At 70.3% G+C, this 15817-nt stretch carries 15 protein-coding genes and 1 pseudogene; 12 read left to right on the top strand and 4 right to left on the bottom strand.

Annotated features, from left to right (window positions below):
* The first annotated feature begins 30 nt into the window (after window positions 1-30).
* Window positions 31-567 carry a hypothetical protein gene (locus tag ACK8N7_RS08535; protein WP_403215145.1) on the top strand — a complete coding sequence of 179 codons (537 nt, stop codon included), beginning with the start codon at window positions 31-33 and terminating at the stop codon, window positions 565-567.
* 1 nt (window position 568) lies between these two features.
* Here the strand turns inward: ACK8N7_RS08535 and ACK8N7_RS08530 are convergent, their stop codons facing one another.
* The 3 genes from ACK8N7_RS08530 to ACK8N7_RS08520 are packed head-to-tail and all read right to left on the bottom strand — an operon-like array spanning window position 569 to window position 3201.
* Window positions 569-1372, bottom strand: a complete 804-nt coding sequence (locus ACK8N7_RS08530; protein WP_403215147.1) for an SAM-dependent methyltransferase — start codon at window positions 1370-1372, stop codon at window positions 569-571.
* Between the two features lie 58 nt (window positions 1373-1430).
* Window positions 1431-2144: a glycerophosphodiester phosphodiesterase gene (locus ACK8N7_RS08525; RefSeq protein ID WP_403215149.1), complete on the bottom strand. Its 714-nt coding sequence runs from the start codon at window positions 2142-2144 to the stop codon at window positions 1431-1433.
* A gap of 22 nt (window positions 2145-2166) precedes the next feature.
* On the bottom strand, window positions 2167-3201 hold the full coding sequence (locus ACK8N7_RS08520) for an adenosine deaminase (protein WP_403215151.1): 1035 nt from the start codon (window positions 3199-3201) through the stop codon (window positions 2167-2169).
* A 128-nt stretch (window positions 3202-3329) separates the two neighbouring features.
* Between ACK8N7_RS08520 and ACK8N7_RS08515 the strand changes: the two genes are divergently transcribed.
* Window positions 3330-4016 carry a DUF4190 domain-containing protein gene (locus ACK8N7_RS08515; RefSeq protein ID WP_403215153.1) on the top strand — a complete coding sequence of 229 codons (687 nt, stop codon included), beginning with the start codon at window positions 3330-3332 and terminating at the stop codon, window positions 4014-4016.
* Window positions 4017-4099: 83 nt separating this feature from the next.
* On the opposite strand, the gene ybiA is transcribed toward ACK8N7_RS08515, so the two are convergent.
* A complete protein-coding gene (ybiA, locus tag ACK8N7_RS08510; protein ID WP_500441749.1) occupies window positions 4100-4654 on the bottom strand; it encodes a riboflavin biosynthesis intermediates N-glycosidase in 555 nt (184 codons plus the stop codon).
* A 207-nt stretch (window positions 4655-4861) separates the two neighbouring features.
* On the opposite strand from ybiA, the gene ACK8N7_RS08505 reads away from it, so the two are divergent.
* The 10 genes and pseudogenes from ACK8N7_RS08505 to ACK8N7_RS08460 all read left to right on the top strand — a co-directional run.
* A complete protein-coding gene (locus tag ACK8N7_RS08505; RefSeq protein ID WP_500441747.1) occupies window positions 4862-6376 on the top strand; it encodes a gamma-aminobutyraldehyde dehydrogenase in 1515 nt (504 codons plus the stop codon).
* A gap of 72 nt (window positions 6377-6448) precedes the next feature.
* Complete coding sequence (locus tag ACK8N7_RS08500) at window positions 6449-7696, top strand: ABC transporter substrate-binding protein (protein ID WP_403215157.1); 1248 nt, start codon at window positions 6449-6451, stop codon at window positions 7694-7696.
* An 85-nt stretch (window positions 7697-7781) separates the two neighbouring features.
* Window positions 7782-8936 (top strand): ABC transporter ATP-binding protein, encoded by a 1155-nt coding sequence (locus ACK8N7_RS08495; protein ID WP_403215159.1) that lies wholly within the window; start codon window positions 7782-7784, stop codon window positions 8934-8936.
* Entirely contained in the window at window positions 8933-9874 is a 942-nt protein-coding gene (locus ACK8N7_RS08490; protein WP_403215161.1) for an ABC transporter permease, read from the top strand. Before ACK8N7_RS08495 ends, ACK8N7_RS08490 begins: the two co-directional genes overlap by 4 nt.
* Entirely contained in the window at window positions 9874-10677 is an 804-nt protein-coding gene (locus ACK8N7_RS08485; protein WP_403215163.1) for an ABC transporter permease, read from the top strand. The genes ACK8N7_RS08490 and ACK8N7_RS08485 overlap by 1 nt, the downstream gene beginning before the upstream one ends.
* A gap of 23 nt (window positions 10678-10700) precedes the next feature.
* The gene (locus tag ACK8N7_RS08480) at window positions 10701-12116 is read left to right on the top strand and encodes an NAD(P)/FAD-dependent oxidoreductase (RefSeq protein ID WP_500441744.1); all 1416 of its coding nucleotides are present in this window, start codon (window positions 10701-10703) and stop codon (window positions 12114-12116) included.
* A 138-nt stretch (window positions 12117-12254) separates the two neighbouring features.
* Window positions 12255-12719: a hypothetical protein gene (locus ACK8N7_RS08475; protein ID WP_500441742.1), complete on the top strand. Its 465-nt coding sequence runs from the start codon at window positions 12255-12257 to the stop codon at window positions 12717-12719.
* Window positions 12720-12835: 116 nt separating this feature from the next.
* Window positions 12836-14659 (top strand): chitinase, encoded by a 1824-nt coding sequence (locus tag ACK8N7_RS08470; protein ID WP_500441741.1) that lies wholly within the window; start codon window positions 12836-12838, stop codon window positions 14657-14659.
* Window positions 14660-14830: 171 nt separating this feature from the next.
* Complete coding sequence (locus ACK8N7_RS08465) at window positions 14831-14983, top strand: hypothetical protein (protein ID WP_500441739.1); 153 nt, start codon at window positions 14831-14833, stop codon at window positions 14981-14983.
* Window positions 14984-15175: 192 nt separating this feature from the next.
* Window positions 15176-15442, top strand: a pseudogene (locus ACK8N7_RS08460) (lipase family protein); the annotation flags it as partial.
* Between the last annotated feature and the right edge of the window lie 375 nt (window positions 15443-15817).

The raw sequence follows: 15817 nt of genomic DNA, 5'->3' as shown, positions 1-15817 counted from the left end.
AGGGCGTAAACGCGGGCGTACGCTGCGGATATGAGCGAGCGACACGCCCTCACGCGGCGCATACGCATGTGGTTGGTCTTCTTCATCGTCTGCCTGGTCCTCAGCGGGCTCACCGCCTTCCCGCTCGTCACCGAACTCCGCTGGGCAGAGGACCTGCTGAAGGCCTCCGCCTCCCCGGTCCCCGAACACCTCCCGGGCCTGATGGAGTGGATCACCCGGGTCCGCGAAGGGCTCGACACCATCGAGCGGGACCAGCCGTTCATGCTGTACGGCACCGACTGGCTGGCCTTCGCCCACCTCGTCATCGCGGTCGCCTTCTACGGGCCCTACCGCGACCCGGTCCGCAACATCTGGGTCATCGAGTTCGGCATGATCGCCTGCGCCGGGATCATCCCGCTCGCCCTGATCTGCGGACCGATCCGCGACATCCCGTTCTGGTGGACCGTGATCGACATGTCCTTCGGGGTCTTCGGCGTCATCCCGCTGCTGATCGTCCGCCGCATGATCAAGCGGCTGGAGGGGCTGGAGCAGACACCGGCCCCCGCCCCTCTTCCGGCGACCGTCTGAGTCACGGCTTCCGGCCCACCGCACCGAACTGCGCCACCTCCGGCTCCCGCGGGTTCGTACGCCAGCGGGAGCAGGAGACGACCCCCGGCTCCAGCAGGTCAAGACCGTCCAGGAACGACGCGAACTCCTCGCGGCTGCGGGCGGTGATCGGCGGGGTGGCGTTCTCGTTCCAGAAGCGCATCGCCGCCTCGTTGCCCTCACCGCCCAGCTCCAGGGTCGGGTGGGTGAGCACCAGATGGCTGCCGGAGGGAACGGCCGCCATCAGCGTGCGGACGATGGACCGTGCCTCGTCCGTGTCCAGTACGAAGTTGAGGATGCCCAGCATCATCACCGCCACGGGCCGCCCCAGATCCAGGGTGGGCTCGGCCGCCGCCAGGATCCGCTCCGGGTGGTGCGCGTCCGCGTCGATGTACTCGGTGGCGCCCTCCAGCGAACTGCTGAGCAGGGCCCGCGCGTGGGCGAGCACGACCGGATCGTTGTCGACGTAGACGACCCGGGCGTGCGGCGCGGTGTGCTGGGCGGTCTCGTGGGTGTTGTCGGCCGTCGGCAGACCGGTGCCGATGTCCAGGAACTGGTCGATGCCCACGTCTCCGGCCAGGTGACGGACCGCCCGGCCGAGGAACGCCCGGTCGGCGCGGGCCACTTCACCGATGCTCGGGTACATCCCGGTGACCTGGTCGCCCACCGCCCGGTCCACCGGGTAGTTGTCCTTGCCGCCCAGCCAGTAATTCCAGACCCGGGCGTTGTGCGCGACATCGGTACGTATCCGGGCGGCGGCCGCGGCCTGGGGTCGGTTCTCACTCATGTCTGCTGCTCCTCGGTACCCGTCCGGCGTTACGGCACCGACCATCATGCCGGACCGATCAATTGGTCTTAGGGGCAGGGGAGTTGGAGCGCAGCTTGTGCAGGGTGTCGATCCGGTTGGTGGTGATCGAGTCGACACCCCGCTCGATCAGCCGGCGCATCGTGCGCTTGGTGTCGGCCGTCCAGGCGGAGACCAGCAGCCCGTCCCGGTGCGCCCGGTCGGCCAGTTCGCGGCTGACCAGGCCGAAGCGGTAGTTCAGCCAGCGCGGCTTCACCGCCTCCAGCAGCACCGGGCGCGGCGGGGCGAGCGTCGTCCAGGTCAGCGCGATCTCGGCGGCCGGGTCCGCGGCCCGCACTCGCAGCATCGCGTCCGCGCTCGCGCAGTAGTACGCCCGGTCGCCTGCCCCGCACTCCAGGACTGTCCCGACGATCTTCTTCACCGAGGCGTCCGTCGAGCCGGGCAGGTCCACCATCACCCGGTGCTCCCCGGCGGCGGCCAGCGCCTCGCGCAAGGTCGGCACCCCGCCGCCGGTCAGCTCCAGCACCTCCCGGTGGGTGAGCCGGTCGACGCGCCGGTCATGGCCCCAGAGCCGCTCCAGCGTCGCGTCGTGGAGGAGGACGGGCACCCCGTCGCGGGTCACGCGTACGTCGATCTCGACCGCGTCCGCCCCCCGGTCGAGGGCGGAGCGGATCGAGGGCAGCGTGTTCTCGCGGGCCCGGTACGGATCGCCGCGGTGTCCCACGGCGGTGATGCGGGTGGTGGTGTCGGCCATGGGGCCATTGTGACGACCGGGGTCAGCGGGCGGGGCCCCGGAGCCAGTTCGCCGTGTACGTGTCGATCTCCTCGGCCAGCCTGCGCTTGCCGGCCGGGTCGAGGAACGAGGCCTCCACCGCGTTCTTCGCGAGGCCGGCGATGCCCTGCTCGTCGAGGGCCAGCAGCCGGGCGGCGACCGCGTACTCGTTGTTCAGGTCGGTGCCGAACATGGGCGGGTCGTCGCTGTTGACGGTGACCATGACGCCCGCCTGCACCATCTCCCGGATCGGGTGGAGCTCGATGTCGGTGACCGCGCGGGTGGCGATGTTCGACGTCGGGCAGACCTCCAGGGCGATGCGGTGCTCGGCGAGGTGCTCCAGCAGCTTCGGGTCCTGGACGGAGCTGGTGCCGTGGCCGATGCGCTCGGCGCGCAGCTCGGTGAGCGCGTCCCAGATCGTCTGCGGTCCCGTGGTCTCCCCGGCGTGCGGCACCGAGTGGAGGCCCTCGGCGATGGCCCGGTCGAAGTAGGGCTTGAACTGCGGGCGCTCCACCCCGATCTCCGGTCCGCCGAGACCGAACGAGACGAGCCCCTCGGGCCGCCGCTCCACCGCGAGCCGGGCCGTCTCCTCGGCGGCCTGGAGGCCGGCCTCGCCCGGGATGTCGAAGCACCAGCGCAGGACGACGCCCAGCTCCGACTCGGCGGACTTGCGGGCGTCCTCGATCGCCTCCATGAAGGCCACTTCCGGGATCCCGCGCCGGGTCGAGCTGAACGGGGTCACGGTCAGCTCCGCGTACCGGATGTTCTGCCGGGCCATGTCCCGGGCCACCTCGAAGGTGAGCAGCCGGACGTCCTCGGGGGTGCGGATCAGGTCCACCACCGAGAGGTAGACCTCGATGAAGTGCGCGAAGTCGGTGAAGGTGAAGTAGTCGGCCAGCGCCTCGGGGTCGGTGGGCACCTTGGAGTCCGGGTGCCGGGCGGCCAGTTCGGCGACGATCCGGGGCGAGGCGGACCCGACATGGTGGACATGGAGCTCGGCCTTGGGCAGCCCGGCGATGAAGGGGTGCGGATCGGTCATGTTTCTCTCCCGGTTCGGCGTGTACGTCGGCGGTGCCCAGGGCTTGCCGGATGCACCGATCATCGTAGGCGGGGTGAGGCGGCGGGGGGCCGGGCCGTAGCATGACGGGATCACGATGGGGGAGGCCCATGTCAGACAACACAGAGCAGCCCGGGGGCGGGGCCGCGCCGCGCGATCCGTGGGCACCGCCGGACAGCAGGGTGGAACTGGGCAAGCAGGACGCCGCCCCGCCGCCGCCCGCCGTCCACAGCCAGCCGACCGTGACGTCGATGCCGAGTGCGGGGCCGGCCGCGGACTCCACCGGACCGATACCGGCGCCCGGTGGCTTCGGCCCCGCGCCCTCGGCCGTACCGCCGCCGCCCACCGGCCCGGGCGGCCCCGGCCAGGCGCCGCCGCCCACCGGGCACTACGGCTACCCCGCACCTCCGGCGCAGCCGTACGGCGGCTATCCCGGATACGACCCCTACGGCGGCCAGCAGCCCTGGGGGCCCCAGCCCTCGAACGGCCTCGGCACGGCCGCGCTGGTGCTCGGCATCATCTCGGTGGTCGGCTTCTGCATGTACGGGGTGAACATCATCCTCGGCATCCTCGCGCTGATCTTCGGCATCATCGGCCTCGGCCGGGCCAAGCGCGGCGAGGCGACCAACCGGGGCATGGCGATCGCCGGGATCATCACGGGCTCGATCGGCATCGTGATCGGTTCGGTGCTCCTCGGCTTCATCATCTGGGCCATCGCCAATGACGGGTCGAGCTTCGAGGAGTCCTACGACGACGACCCGTTCGCCACGTCGCTGGTCGTCGAGGGCCGCGGCTAGCCACCGGCGCGTACGGCATCCGCCGCCCGGCCCGGCAGGGAACCACTACCCGCCGGGCCGGGCGCCGCTGTCGTGTCCATGGACTACCCGGCCACCGTCCGCAGCCGCGCCCGCGCCTCCATCAGCGCGAACCCCAGCAGATTCAGCCCCCGCCACTCCCGAGGCCGCTCCACCCGCGCATCGTCCGCCGCCAGCCCGATGCCCCAGATCCGGTCCAGCGGGGACGCCTCCACCAGCACCCGGTCGCCCGTCCCCAGCAGATAGCCGGCCAGCTCGGGGCGCTGCCCGAACTTCTGCGCGCTGCCTTCCACGACCAGGGCGAACCGCTCCCGTATCCACACGTCCTCGTCGAAGCCGCGCACCAGCCGCCCCGCCTTCTTCGCCGCCGCCGGGCTGCTCGCCGAAACGGCCGCCCGCTCCGCCTCCGGATCACCGAAGAGGCGCGCCTTGCCGGCCATCATCCAGTGCTCGGCGCTCGCGTACGTCACGCCGTCCACCGTGAACGGCGATGGCCACCACTGGCTCAGACAGCTCGCCCCCAGCCGTCCGTCCGGGCGGGGGCGGTGACCCCAGAACGGCAGATACTTCACCCGCTTGCCCTGCGCCACGTCCGTCAGAAGCTCATCGATCGGTCCCATGGCATGTGAGTGTGGCATCCGCCACTGACACTCCGTACGGGGATTTCCGCAACCACACGACACATGGTCGACAGATTCCGTCGCGTAACCAAAAGGCAACAACGGAATCACTTGTTGGGCCTGGACCCCTCTGTCAGGATCGGCACTCAATTCACGAAGAGGCTACGCCGACCCCGCCCAGCGGGTACAGCGGCGGAGGAGAGCGTCATGAGCAACGGCTTCCAGGTTCAGGACCGCTTCGCGGAAGGTGCGCAGTACATCGGCGGCAAGCTGCTCCCGGGCACGTCCGGCCGCCACCACGACGTGGTGAACCCCGCGACCGGTGAGACCGTCCTGCGTTACGAGCTGGCGGGCACCGACGACGTGGACGCGGCCGTCGCCGCCGCCCGGGCCGCCTTCCCCGGCTGGTCCGGGGCCACCCCCGGCGAGCGCTCCGAGGCGATGCACCGGTTCGCCGCCGTCCTCGCCGAGCAGGCCGACGACTTCGCGTACGCCGAGTCCCTCCAGTGCGGCAAGCCGATCAAGCTCTCCACCGAGTTCGACGTGCCCGGCACCGTCGACAACGCCGCCTTCTTCGCGGGCGCCGCCCGCCACCTGGAGGGCAAGGCCGCCGCCGAGTACGACGGCGACCACACCTCCTACGTACGGCGCGAGGCGATCGGTGTCGTCGGCTCCATCGCCCCCTGGAACTACCCCCTCCAGATGGCCGCCTGGAAGGTCCTCCCGGCCGTCGCCGCGGGCAACACCATCGTCCTCAAGCCCGCCGAGATCACCCCCCTGACCTCGCTGATGTTCGCCCAGGCCGCCACCGAGGCCGGCATCCCCGACGGCGTGATCAACATCGTCACCGGCGCGGGCAAGGACGCGGGCGAGCACCTCGTCGGCCACCCCGACGTCGTGATGACCTCCTTCACCGGCTCCACCGCCGTCGGCAAGCGCGTCGCGGAGATCGCCACCGCCACCGTCAAGCGGCTCCACCTGGAGCTCGGCGGCAAGGCACCCTTCGTGGTCTTCGACGACGCCGACCTGGAGGCCGCCGTCCACGGCGCGGTCGCCGGATCCCTCATCAACACCGGCCAGGACTGCACCGCCGCCACCCGCGCCTACGTGCAGCGCCCCCTCTACGACGCCTTCGTTCGCGATGTCGCCGCGCTCATGGAGACCGTCCGGCTCGGCGACCCCTTCGACGCCACCACCGACCTCGGCCCCCTCATCAGCCACGCCCAGCGCGACCGCGTCGCCGCCTTCGTCGAGCGGGCCCGCGGCTACGCCCAGGTCGTCACCGGCGGCGAGGCCCCCGGCGGGGACCTCGCGGACGGCGCGTACTACCGGCCCACCCTCGTCGCGGGCGCCGCCCAGGACAGCGAGATCGTCCAGTCGGAGATCTTCGGCCCGGTCCTCGTGGTGCTGCCCTTCGACACCGACGACGAGGGCATCGCGCTCGCCAACGACACCCCGTACGGACTGGCCGCCTCCGCCTGGACCCGCGACCTGTACCGCGCGAACCGCGCCACCCGCGAGATCCAGGCGGGCTGTGTGTGGGTGAACGACCACATCCCGATCCTCTCCGAGATGCCGCACGGCGGATACAAGGCCAGCGGCTTCGGCAAGGACATGTCGGCGTACTCCTTCGAGGAGTACACGCAGGTCAAGCACGTCATGTACGACAACACGGCGGTCGCCCGAAAGGACTGGCACCGCACGATCTTCGGGGACCGATAGCAGCTGCCGCACGATCGGGGCCCGTCCACGACGACAGGTCCCGGCGGCCTCCCACCCGAAAGGGCAACGCGTATGGAGAGTTACGAGCCCGAGCGCCTCTCGTCCGCCCAGCTGGCGGCCATGAGGCGGTCCCTGAGCAGCGGCAGGGGCGCCCTCACCCGCCGCTCCCTGCTGCGCGCGTCCGGCATGGGCGCCCTCGCACTGGGCGGCATAGCCACCCTCGGCGCCTGCGGCATCCCGCCCGCCGGACGCGCCGAGGGAGCGGCCGCCGCCGACGACCACTCGGCCAAGGAGAAGGAACTCACCTTCTCCAACTGGACCGAGTACATGGACGTCAGCGACGACGAGAAGAGCCGGCCCACCCTGGAGGCGTTCACCGAGCGCACCGGGATCAGGGTCAGGTACACCGAGGACATCAACGACAACGTCGAGTTCTTCGGGAAGATCAAACCGCAGCTCGCGGCAGGCCAGAACACCGGGCGCGACCTCATCTGCGTCACCGACTGGCTGGCCGCCCGCATCATCCGGCTCGGCTGGGCGCAGAAGCTCGACCCGTCGAACCTGCCGCACGCCTTCGCCAACGTCTCCGCCCAGTTCCGCACCCCCGACTGGGACCCGGGACGCGCCTACTCCTACCCCTGGACCGGCATCCCCACCGTCATCGCGTACAACGCGAAGGCGACCGGCGGCCGGAAGGTCGACTCCGTCACCCAGCTGCTCGACGACCCGAAGCTCAAGGGGCGCGTCTCCTTCCTCTCCGAGATGCGCGACACCGTCGGGATGACCCTCCTCGACCAGGGCAAGGACCCGGGGAAGTTCACCGACACCGACTTCGACGGCGCGATCGGCCGGCTCCAGAAGGCCGTCGACAAGAAGCAGATCCGCCGCTTCACCGGCAACGACTACACCGCCGACCTCAGCAAGGGCGACATCGCCGCCTGCGTCGGCTGGGCCGGGGACATCATCCAGCTCCAGGCCGACAACCCGGACATCAAGTTCGCCATCCCGGCCGCCGGTTACATCACCTCCAGCGACAACCTCCTGGTCCCCGCCCAGGCCCGGCACAAGACCAACGCCGAGAAGCTCATCGACTACTACTACGAGCCGCCGGTCGCCGCCCAGCTCGCCGCGTACATCAACTACGTCTGCCCGGTCGACGGCGTACGCGACGAACTCGCCAAGATCGACGAGTCGATGGCCTCAAACACCCTGATCCTCCCCGACCGGGAGATGGCGGCGAAGTCCCGCTCCTTCCGCTCCCTGAGCACGGAGGAAGAGACGGCGTACGAAGAGAAGTTCGCCAAGCTCATCGGCGCCTGACCGGGCCGGGCTCCGGCGCGCGGCCACCGAGGCGCCGGGCCACCCCTTCCCCGAACTCCCCCCGAACACACTGGGACTGCGACCCATGACACAGCAGCAGCAGACCGCGGGCGGCGATGTCCGCCTCGCCGGGATCAGCAAGACCTACGGCTCCTTCACCGCCGTACAGCCGCTCGACCTGACCGTCCCCCAGGGCTCCTTCTTCGCCCTGCTCGGCGCCTCCGGCTGCGGCAAGACCACCACCCTGCGGATGATCGCGGGCCTGGAGGAGGCCACCACCGGCACGGTCTTCCTCGGCGGCAAGGACATCACCGACCTGCCCCCGTACAAGCGGCCCGTCAACACCGTCTTCCAGAGCTACGCGCTCTTCCCGCACCTGGACATCACCGAGAACGTCGCCTTCGGGCTGCGCCGGCGCGGCATCAAGTCGGTGAAGAAGCAGGTCGACGACATGCTGGAGCTCGTCCAGCTCGGCGACTTCGCCCACCGCAAACCGCACCAGCTCTCCGGCGGCCAGCAGCAGCGCGTCGCCGTGGCCCGCGCGCTCATCAACCACCCGCAGGTCCTGCTGCTCGACGAACCGCTCGGCGCCCTCGACCTCAAGCTCCGCCGCCAGATGCAGCTGGAGCTCAAGCGGATCCAGACCGAGGTCGGCATCACCTTCGTGCACGTCACCCACGACCAGGAGGAGGCCATGACCATGGCCGACACCGTCGCGGTGATGAACGGGGGCCGCGTCGAACAGCTCGGCGCCCCCGCCGACCTCTACGAGAACCCGCGCACCACCTTCGTCGCCAACTTCCTCGGCACCTCCAACCTCATCGAGGGCGAGATCGTGTCCACGGGCGGCGATCTGGTGGTGGCCGCGGGCGGCGGAAAGCTCACCCTGCCCCGCGAGCGATGTTCGGCCCCCACCACCAGCGGCGGCCGGCTCCTCCTCGGCATCCGGCCCGAGAAGATATCCCTGGCCCACGTGGACGACGCGGACGACATCGCCGCAGGCCGTAACCGCGTCACCGGCCGTATCACCGACTCCAGCTTCATCGGCGTCTCCACGCAGTACGTGGTCGAGAGCCCGGCCGGAACGGCCCTCCAGGTCTACGAGCAGAACGTTGACAGGCGTGCGGGACTCCTCCCCGGCGCCGAGGTCGTCCTGCACTGGAACCCGGCCCACACCTTCGGCCTCGACGCCGCCCAGGACATCGACGCGGGCGCGACGAGCGTGGAGGACGCGGAGTGAGCCTCACCGAAGCGCCGCCCGCGCCCCCTTCGCAGCCCGAGGAGCCCCAGCGGCTCAAGCTCCGCAAGCCGTCCACCCGCAAACGGCTCGTCCCGTACTGGCTGCTGCTCCCCGGCATCCTCTGGCTGCTCGTCTTCTTCGCGCTGCCCCTCGTCTACCAGGCCTCCACCTCCGTACAGACCGGCTCCCTGGAGCAGGGCTTCGAGGTCACCTGGCACTTCCAGACGTACGTGGACGCACTGCGCGACTACTACCCGCAGTTCATCCGGTCCCTGCTGTACGCCGGCACCGCCACGATCCTCTGCCTGCTGCTGGGCTACCCGCTCGCCTACCTCATCGCCTTCAAGGCGGGCCGCTGGCGCAACCTGGTGCTGGTGCTGGTCATCGCCCCGTTCTTCACCAGCTTCCTCATCCGTACGCTGGCGTGGAAGACGATCCTCGCCGACGGCGGCGCGGTCGTGGACGTGCTCAACACCCTGCACGTCCTGGACGTCACCAGCTGGCTCGGCTGGACCGAGTCCAACCGGGTCCTCGCCACCCCGATGGCCGTCGTCTGCGGTCTGACGTACAACTTCCTGCCGTTCATGATCCTGCCGCTCTACACCTCGCTGGAGCGGATCGACGGCCGGCTGCACGAGGCGGCGGGCGACCTCTACGCCACCCCCGCCACCACCTTCCGCAAGGTGACGTTGCCGCTCTCCATGCCCGGCGTCGTCTCCGGCACCCTGCTGACCTTCATCCCGGCCAGCGGTGACTACGTCAACGCCGAGCTGCTCGGATCCACCGACACCAAGATGGTCGGCAGCGTCATCCAGAGCCAGTTCCTGCGGGTCCTGGACTATCCGACGGCCGCCGCGCTCTCGTTCATCCTCATGGCGATCGTCCTGCTGGCGGTCACCTTCTACATCCGCCGCTCCGGGACGGAGGACCTGGTCTGATGCCCGTACTGCGCTGGATACGCCGGAACCTGATCGTCATCGCGGGTCTGCTGACCCTCGCGTACATGATCCTGCCGAACATCGTCGTGATGGTGTTCTCGTTCAACAAGCCCAACGGGCGCTTCAACTACGAGTGGCAGCGGTTCTCCCTGGACGCCTGGAAGGACCCCTGCGGCGTCGCCGACCTCTGCGGCTCGCTCTCCCTCTCCCTCCAGATCGCCTTCTGGGCGACGCTCGGGGCCACCGCCCTCGGCACGATGGTCGCCTTCGCGCTGGTGCGCTACCGCTTCCGGGCGCGCGGCGCGATCAGCTCGCTGATCTTCCTGCCGATGGCCATGCCCGAGGTCGTCATGGCCGCCTCCCTGCTCACGCTCTTCCTGAACATGGGCGCCCAGCTCGGCTTCTGGACCGTGCTGATCGCGCACATCATGTTCTGCCTCAGCTTCGTGGTGACGGCCGTCAAGGCGCGCGTGATGTCGATGGACCCGAAACTGGAGGAAGCCGCCCGCGACCTCTACGCGGGACCCGTGCAGACCTTCGTACGGGTGACCCTCCCCATCGCCGCCCCCGGAATCGCGGCGGGAGCGATGCTCGCCTTCGCGCTCTCCTTCGACGATTTCATCATCACGAATTTCAACGCGGGCTCCACCGTCACCTTCCCCATGTTCGTCTGGGGATCGGCACAGCGCGGCACGCCCGTGCAGATCAACGTCATCGGCACCGCCATGTTCATCATTGCGGTAATGGTGGTTCTCGTCGGCCAGGTCATAGCCAGCCGGCGCAAGAACAACGCGCAATCCTGAAAGTCCCGAAGGAGTTGGAAACCATGGCCCCAGCTGCCATGCGTACTGCTGCACAATCGATCGCCGGCGCCAAGCCGGTCTCCTACTGGCTCGACGACCCGGCCAGACCTGATGCGCTCCCCGCCCTCACCGGCGACGAGCACACCGACCTCCTGGTCATCGGCGGCGGCTACAGCGGCCTGTGGACCGCGCTCATCGCCAAGGAGCGCGATCCCGACCGGGACGTCGTCCTCATCGAGGGGCACGAGGTGGGCTGGGCCGCCTCGGGCCGCAACGGCGGCTTCTGCGCCGCCTCCCTCACCCACGGCCTGGCCAACGGTGTGGAGCGCTGGCCGGACGAGATCGCGAAGCTGGAGGAGATGGGGGAGCGGAACCTCGACGCCATCGAGGCAGCCGTCGCCCGCTACGGCATCGACTGCGAGTTCGAGCGCACCGGCGAGATCGATGTCGCCACCGAGCCCCACCAGCTCGAAGAGCTGCGGGAATGGCACGAGGAGCTCGTGAAGCTCGGCATCACGGGCGTGGACTTCCTGGACCGCGACGCCCTGCGCGCCGAGGTCGACTCACCCACCTTCCTCGGCGGCATCTGGGACCGGCGCGGCGTCGCGATGCTGCACCCGGCCAAGCTCGCCTGGGGCCTGAAGCGGGCCTGCCTGGAGCTGGGCGTACGGATCTACGAGCACACCCGGGGCCTCGACCTCGTGCGCTCCGGCCCCGGGATGGCGGTGCGTACGCCGTACGGGCGGGTCTTCGCCCGCCGGGTCGCGCTCGGCACCAACATCTTCCCCTCGCTCGTCAAGCGGGTCCGCCCGTACACCGTGCCGGTCTACGACTACGCGCTGATGACCGAGCCGCTCACCCCCCAGCAGCTGGAATCCATCGGCTGGAAGGGGCGCCAGGGACTGGGTGACAGCGCCAATCAGTTCCATTACTTCCGGCTCTCCGCGGACAACCGGATCCTGTGGGGCGGATACGACGCGATCTATCCGTACGGGGGCCGTCTCAGCTCCGATCTGGACCAGCGGCCGGAGACGTTCCTGACCCTCGCGGAGCAGTTCTTCGACTGTTTTCCGCAGCTTTCCGGGCTGAGTTTCTCGCACGCCTGGGGTGGTGCGATCGACACCTGTTCGCGCTTCACCGCATTCTTCGGGACGGCCCATCAGGGGAGGGTCGCGTACGCCGCCGGATATACGGGTCTCGGCGTCGGCTCGACGCGTTTCGGGGCCGATGTGATGCTCGATCTGCTCGCCGGTGAGGAGACCGAGCGGACCCGGCTGGAGATGGTCCGCTCCAAGCCCATGCCGTTCCCGCCGGAGCCCTTCGCCTGGGCCGGGATCGAGATCACCAAGCGGTCCCTCGCCCGTGCCGACAGCAACGGCGGACACCGCAATCTGTGGCTGAAGGCCATGGACAGGCTCGGCCTCGGCTTCGACAGCTGACACCCTGTCCAACAGTGTGACCCACTTCACTACCAACAAGTAGCCTCAACCCGCGTCATAGTCGGCGCCCGACGCCCTCTCGCCCGTGTACGCGCCGGTAGGACCCTGCCGGTGCTCCACGTCAACGGGAGGCAGGCCATGACTGGCTCGGAGACCAGGGCCGCGGTCGAGTGGCTCACATCGGTGGCACCGGATCCGGGCGCCTGCCGGTGGGAGTGGGAGCGGAACCCGCAGGGGATCACGCTCCTCCCCGCCGGCAAGCGCTGGGACGTGCTGATCCTGCCGGGGGAGCTGGGTCATCCGACGCTCGACGTCCTCACCCGTCTCATCGACCGGCCCGGGCCGGTCCTCGCCGACTTCGGCGAGTCCCGCATGGGCTTCTTCGTCCCGCCCGGCACCGCGTCCCGCTGGATCGGCACCGGCATCCGGGGCGCGGGCCCCGGTACCTGGATCGTCGTCCCGCATCCGGGCCGGGCGGCCGGGGGAGTGCGATGGCTGATCCCGCCGGACGGCTCGGGGACCCTCACGGACACCGCCCTGCTGGAGCTGGCGATGCACGAGGCGGCCGGAGCCGCCGCCCAGGACGGCCGGGAGGGAGGGTGACCGCTGCCGGCGGCCGCGAAGGGGGTGACCCCGCTGCCAGAGGTCTTGACAACCTGATTGGTCTGGACCATGTTGTGCGCACGCCACACCCAATTCCCCCCTGCACGGAGGCTGTTGTGGAACGCACCGGACCAACCGTCAGATTTTCCGGATTTCTGGCCACCTGTACGGCCGCGGTTCTCGCTGCCGGTGCCCTGGTCGCCACGGCACCGGCGGCGAGCGCGGCGGACGTCGACGTGGCACGCAACGGCGGCTTCGAGGCGGGTCTCGACGGCTGGAGCTGCAGCGCAGGCAGCGGGGCGGTCGTCGCCACCCCGGTCCACGGCGGCACGAAGGCGCTGAAGGGCACCCCGGCGGGCAACGACAACGCCAGGTGCGCCCAGGCGGTCACGGTCAAGCCCAACTCCATCTACAAACTGAGCGCCTGGGTGCAGGGCAGCCCCGTCTACCTCGGCGCCACCGGCACCGGCACCACCGACGTATCCACCTGGACCCAGTCCACCGGCGCCTGGAAGCAGCTCACCACCAGCTTCACCACCGGCCCCTCCACCACCTCCGTGAGCGTCTACACCCACGGCTGGTACGGCACCCCCGCCCACTACGTCGACGACCTCACCCTCGTCGGCCCCGGCGGCGACCCCGTCGTGCTCCCGGCCGTCCCCGCGGGCCTGCGGACCACCGCGATCACCTCCTCCTCCGTCGCGCTCTCCTGGAACGCCGTCTCCGGCGCCACCGGCTACAACGTCTACCGCGGCGGTACGAAGGTGGCCACGGCCACCGGTCCTTCCGCCACCGTGACGGGGCTGGCCGCCTCCACCGCGTACAGCTTCCAGGTCACGGCCACCAACGAGGCCGGCGAGTCCGCGAAGTCGGCCGCCGTCACCGCGACCACCACGGCGGGCGGCGGAGGCGGCGGCGGGCAGCTCCCGGCCCGCGCGCTCGTCGGCTATCTGCACTCCAGCTTCGCCAACGGCTCCGGCTACACGCGGATGGCGGACGTGCCCGCCTCCTGGGACGTCATCAACCTCGCCTTCGGCGAGCCCACCTCCGTCACCTCCGGCGACATCCGCTTCTCGCTCTGCCCGGTCGCCGAGTGCCCGAACGTCGAGTCCGAGGCGGACTTCAAGGCCGCCATCAAGGCCAAGCAGGCCGCGGGCAAGAAGGTCCTGATCTCCATCGGCGGCCAGAACGGCCAGGTGCAGCTCGCCTCCACCGCCGCCCGGGACGCGTTCGTCACCTCGGTCTCGAAGATCATCGACACCTACGGCCTCGACGGCCTGGACATCGACTTCGAGGGCCACTCCCTCTCGCTGAACACCGGCGACACCGACTTCCGCGCCCCGACCACCCCGGTGATCGTCAACCTGATCTCCGCGGTGAAGACCCTGAAGGCGAAGTACGGTTCCGACTTCGTCCTCACGATGGCGCCCGAGACCTTCTTCGTACAGCTCGGCTACCAGTTCTACGGCTCCGGGCCCTGGGGCGGCCAGGACCCACGCGCCGGCGCCTATCTGCCGGTCATCCACGCCCTGCGCGACGACCTGACCCTGCTGCACGTCCAGGACTACAACTCGGGCCCGATCATGGGCCTCGACAACCAGTACCACTCGATGGGCGGCGCGGACTTCCACATCGCGATGACCGACATGCTGCTCGCCGGCTTCCCGGTCGCGGGCAACACGAGCCGCGTCTTCCCGGGCCTGCGCCCCGACCAGGTCGCCATCGGCCTCCCGGCCTCCACCCAGGCGGGCAACGGCCACACCTCACCGGCCGAGGTCAACAAGGCGCTCAACTGCCTGACCAAGAAGACCGACTGCGGCTCCTACCAGACCCACGGGACCTGGAGCGACCTGCGCGGCCTGATGACCTGGTCCATCAACTGGGACCGGTTCAACAACTGGGAGTTCAGCCGGAACTTCGACTCCTACTTCGGCAGCTGACCCACCCGGGCACGGCCGGTCACCGCCGGCCGTGCCCCACCAGACCGATGCCCGTCGCCGGGGTGAAGAGGATCGCGGCGACGGGCATCATCCATGCCGTCCCAGGGTGATCACGAGGTCCGACCACGCGGAGGGGCACGGCAGCCCGCCGCGTCCGAGAAAGGACAGCGTGTGGCCACCAGTTCATCCCTCGCGACGGACGCTCCCGCAGGGGACGCGTTCTACGCCCCGCCGGTGCCGCTGCCCGACGGCAGCCCCGGCGACCCGGTCCGGGCCCGCCCCCTGGACAACGCGGCCGCGGCCGTCCCCGGCGGGGAGAACTGACTGGTCCTCCACCGGTCGGAGGGCGCGGACGGCAGCCCCGTCGCCACCTCGGGCGTCATCGCCCTGCCGGACCGCACCGCCCACCCCGTCCCCGCGGGCGGCTACCCGGTCGTCAGCTGGGCCCACGGCACGGTGGGCGTGGCCAACCGGTGCGCACCCTCGCGGGACCGGGGCGACACCGGGGCCTCACCCATGAACGCCTACCCCCTCACGCTCCTGGGCCACTTCCTGGACCGGGGGTGGGCCGTGGCGATGACGGACTACGAGGCGTTGGGCACCGGAACCGCCGACCGGCTGCACCCGTACCTCTGCGGCCACTCCGAGGCGATGGGCGTCCTCGACATCGTGACGGCCGCGCGCAGGCTGTTCCCCGGGGAGACCGGGGAGACCGGGGAGACCGGGGAGCGGTTCGCGGTCGTGGGGCACTCCCAGGGCGGCCAGGCGGCGCTGTTCGCGGCCCACCACGCGCCCGGCCGGGGCGAGGGGCTGGTCGGTGTCGCCGCGATCGCCCCCGCCAACCACCTCTTGGGCCTCGTCCGGGGCGGAGCCACCCTCGGCCAGGTGAACACCGGCTTCGCGTTCACCCCGCTCCTCCTCGCCGGTGCCATCGGCGGCGATCCCACGATCGACCCGGAACAGGTCCTCTCACCCAGGGCGTTCCCGGCGCTCTGGCCCCACGTCGCCCACCGCTCCCGCGCCGGTCTGAGCCGCCCCGACTCCTGGGGCGGCATCAGGGGCACCGAGCAGTTCCGGACCGGGTATCCCGCTGTACCCAACGCCCACCAGGCGAAGTTCGACCGGCAGCTGGAGGCGATGAACCCGGACCTCCCCGTC

The organism is Streptomyces griseobrunneus (assembly GCF_046713465.1).
Classification (GTDB): domain Bacteria; phylum Actinomycetota; class Actinomycetes; order Streptomycetales; family Streptomycetaceae; genus Streptomyces; species Streptomyces microflavus.
The sequence above is the reverse complement of the archived record's forward strand: the minus strand, read 5'-3'. Positions and strand labels throughout refer to the sequence as shown.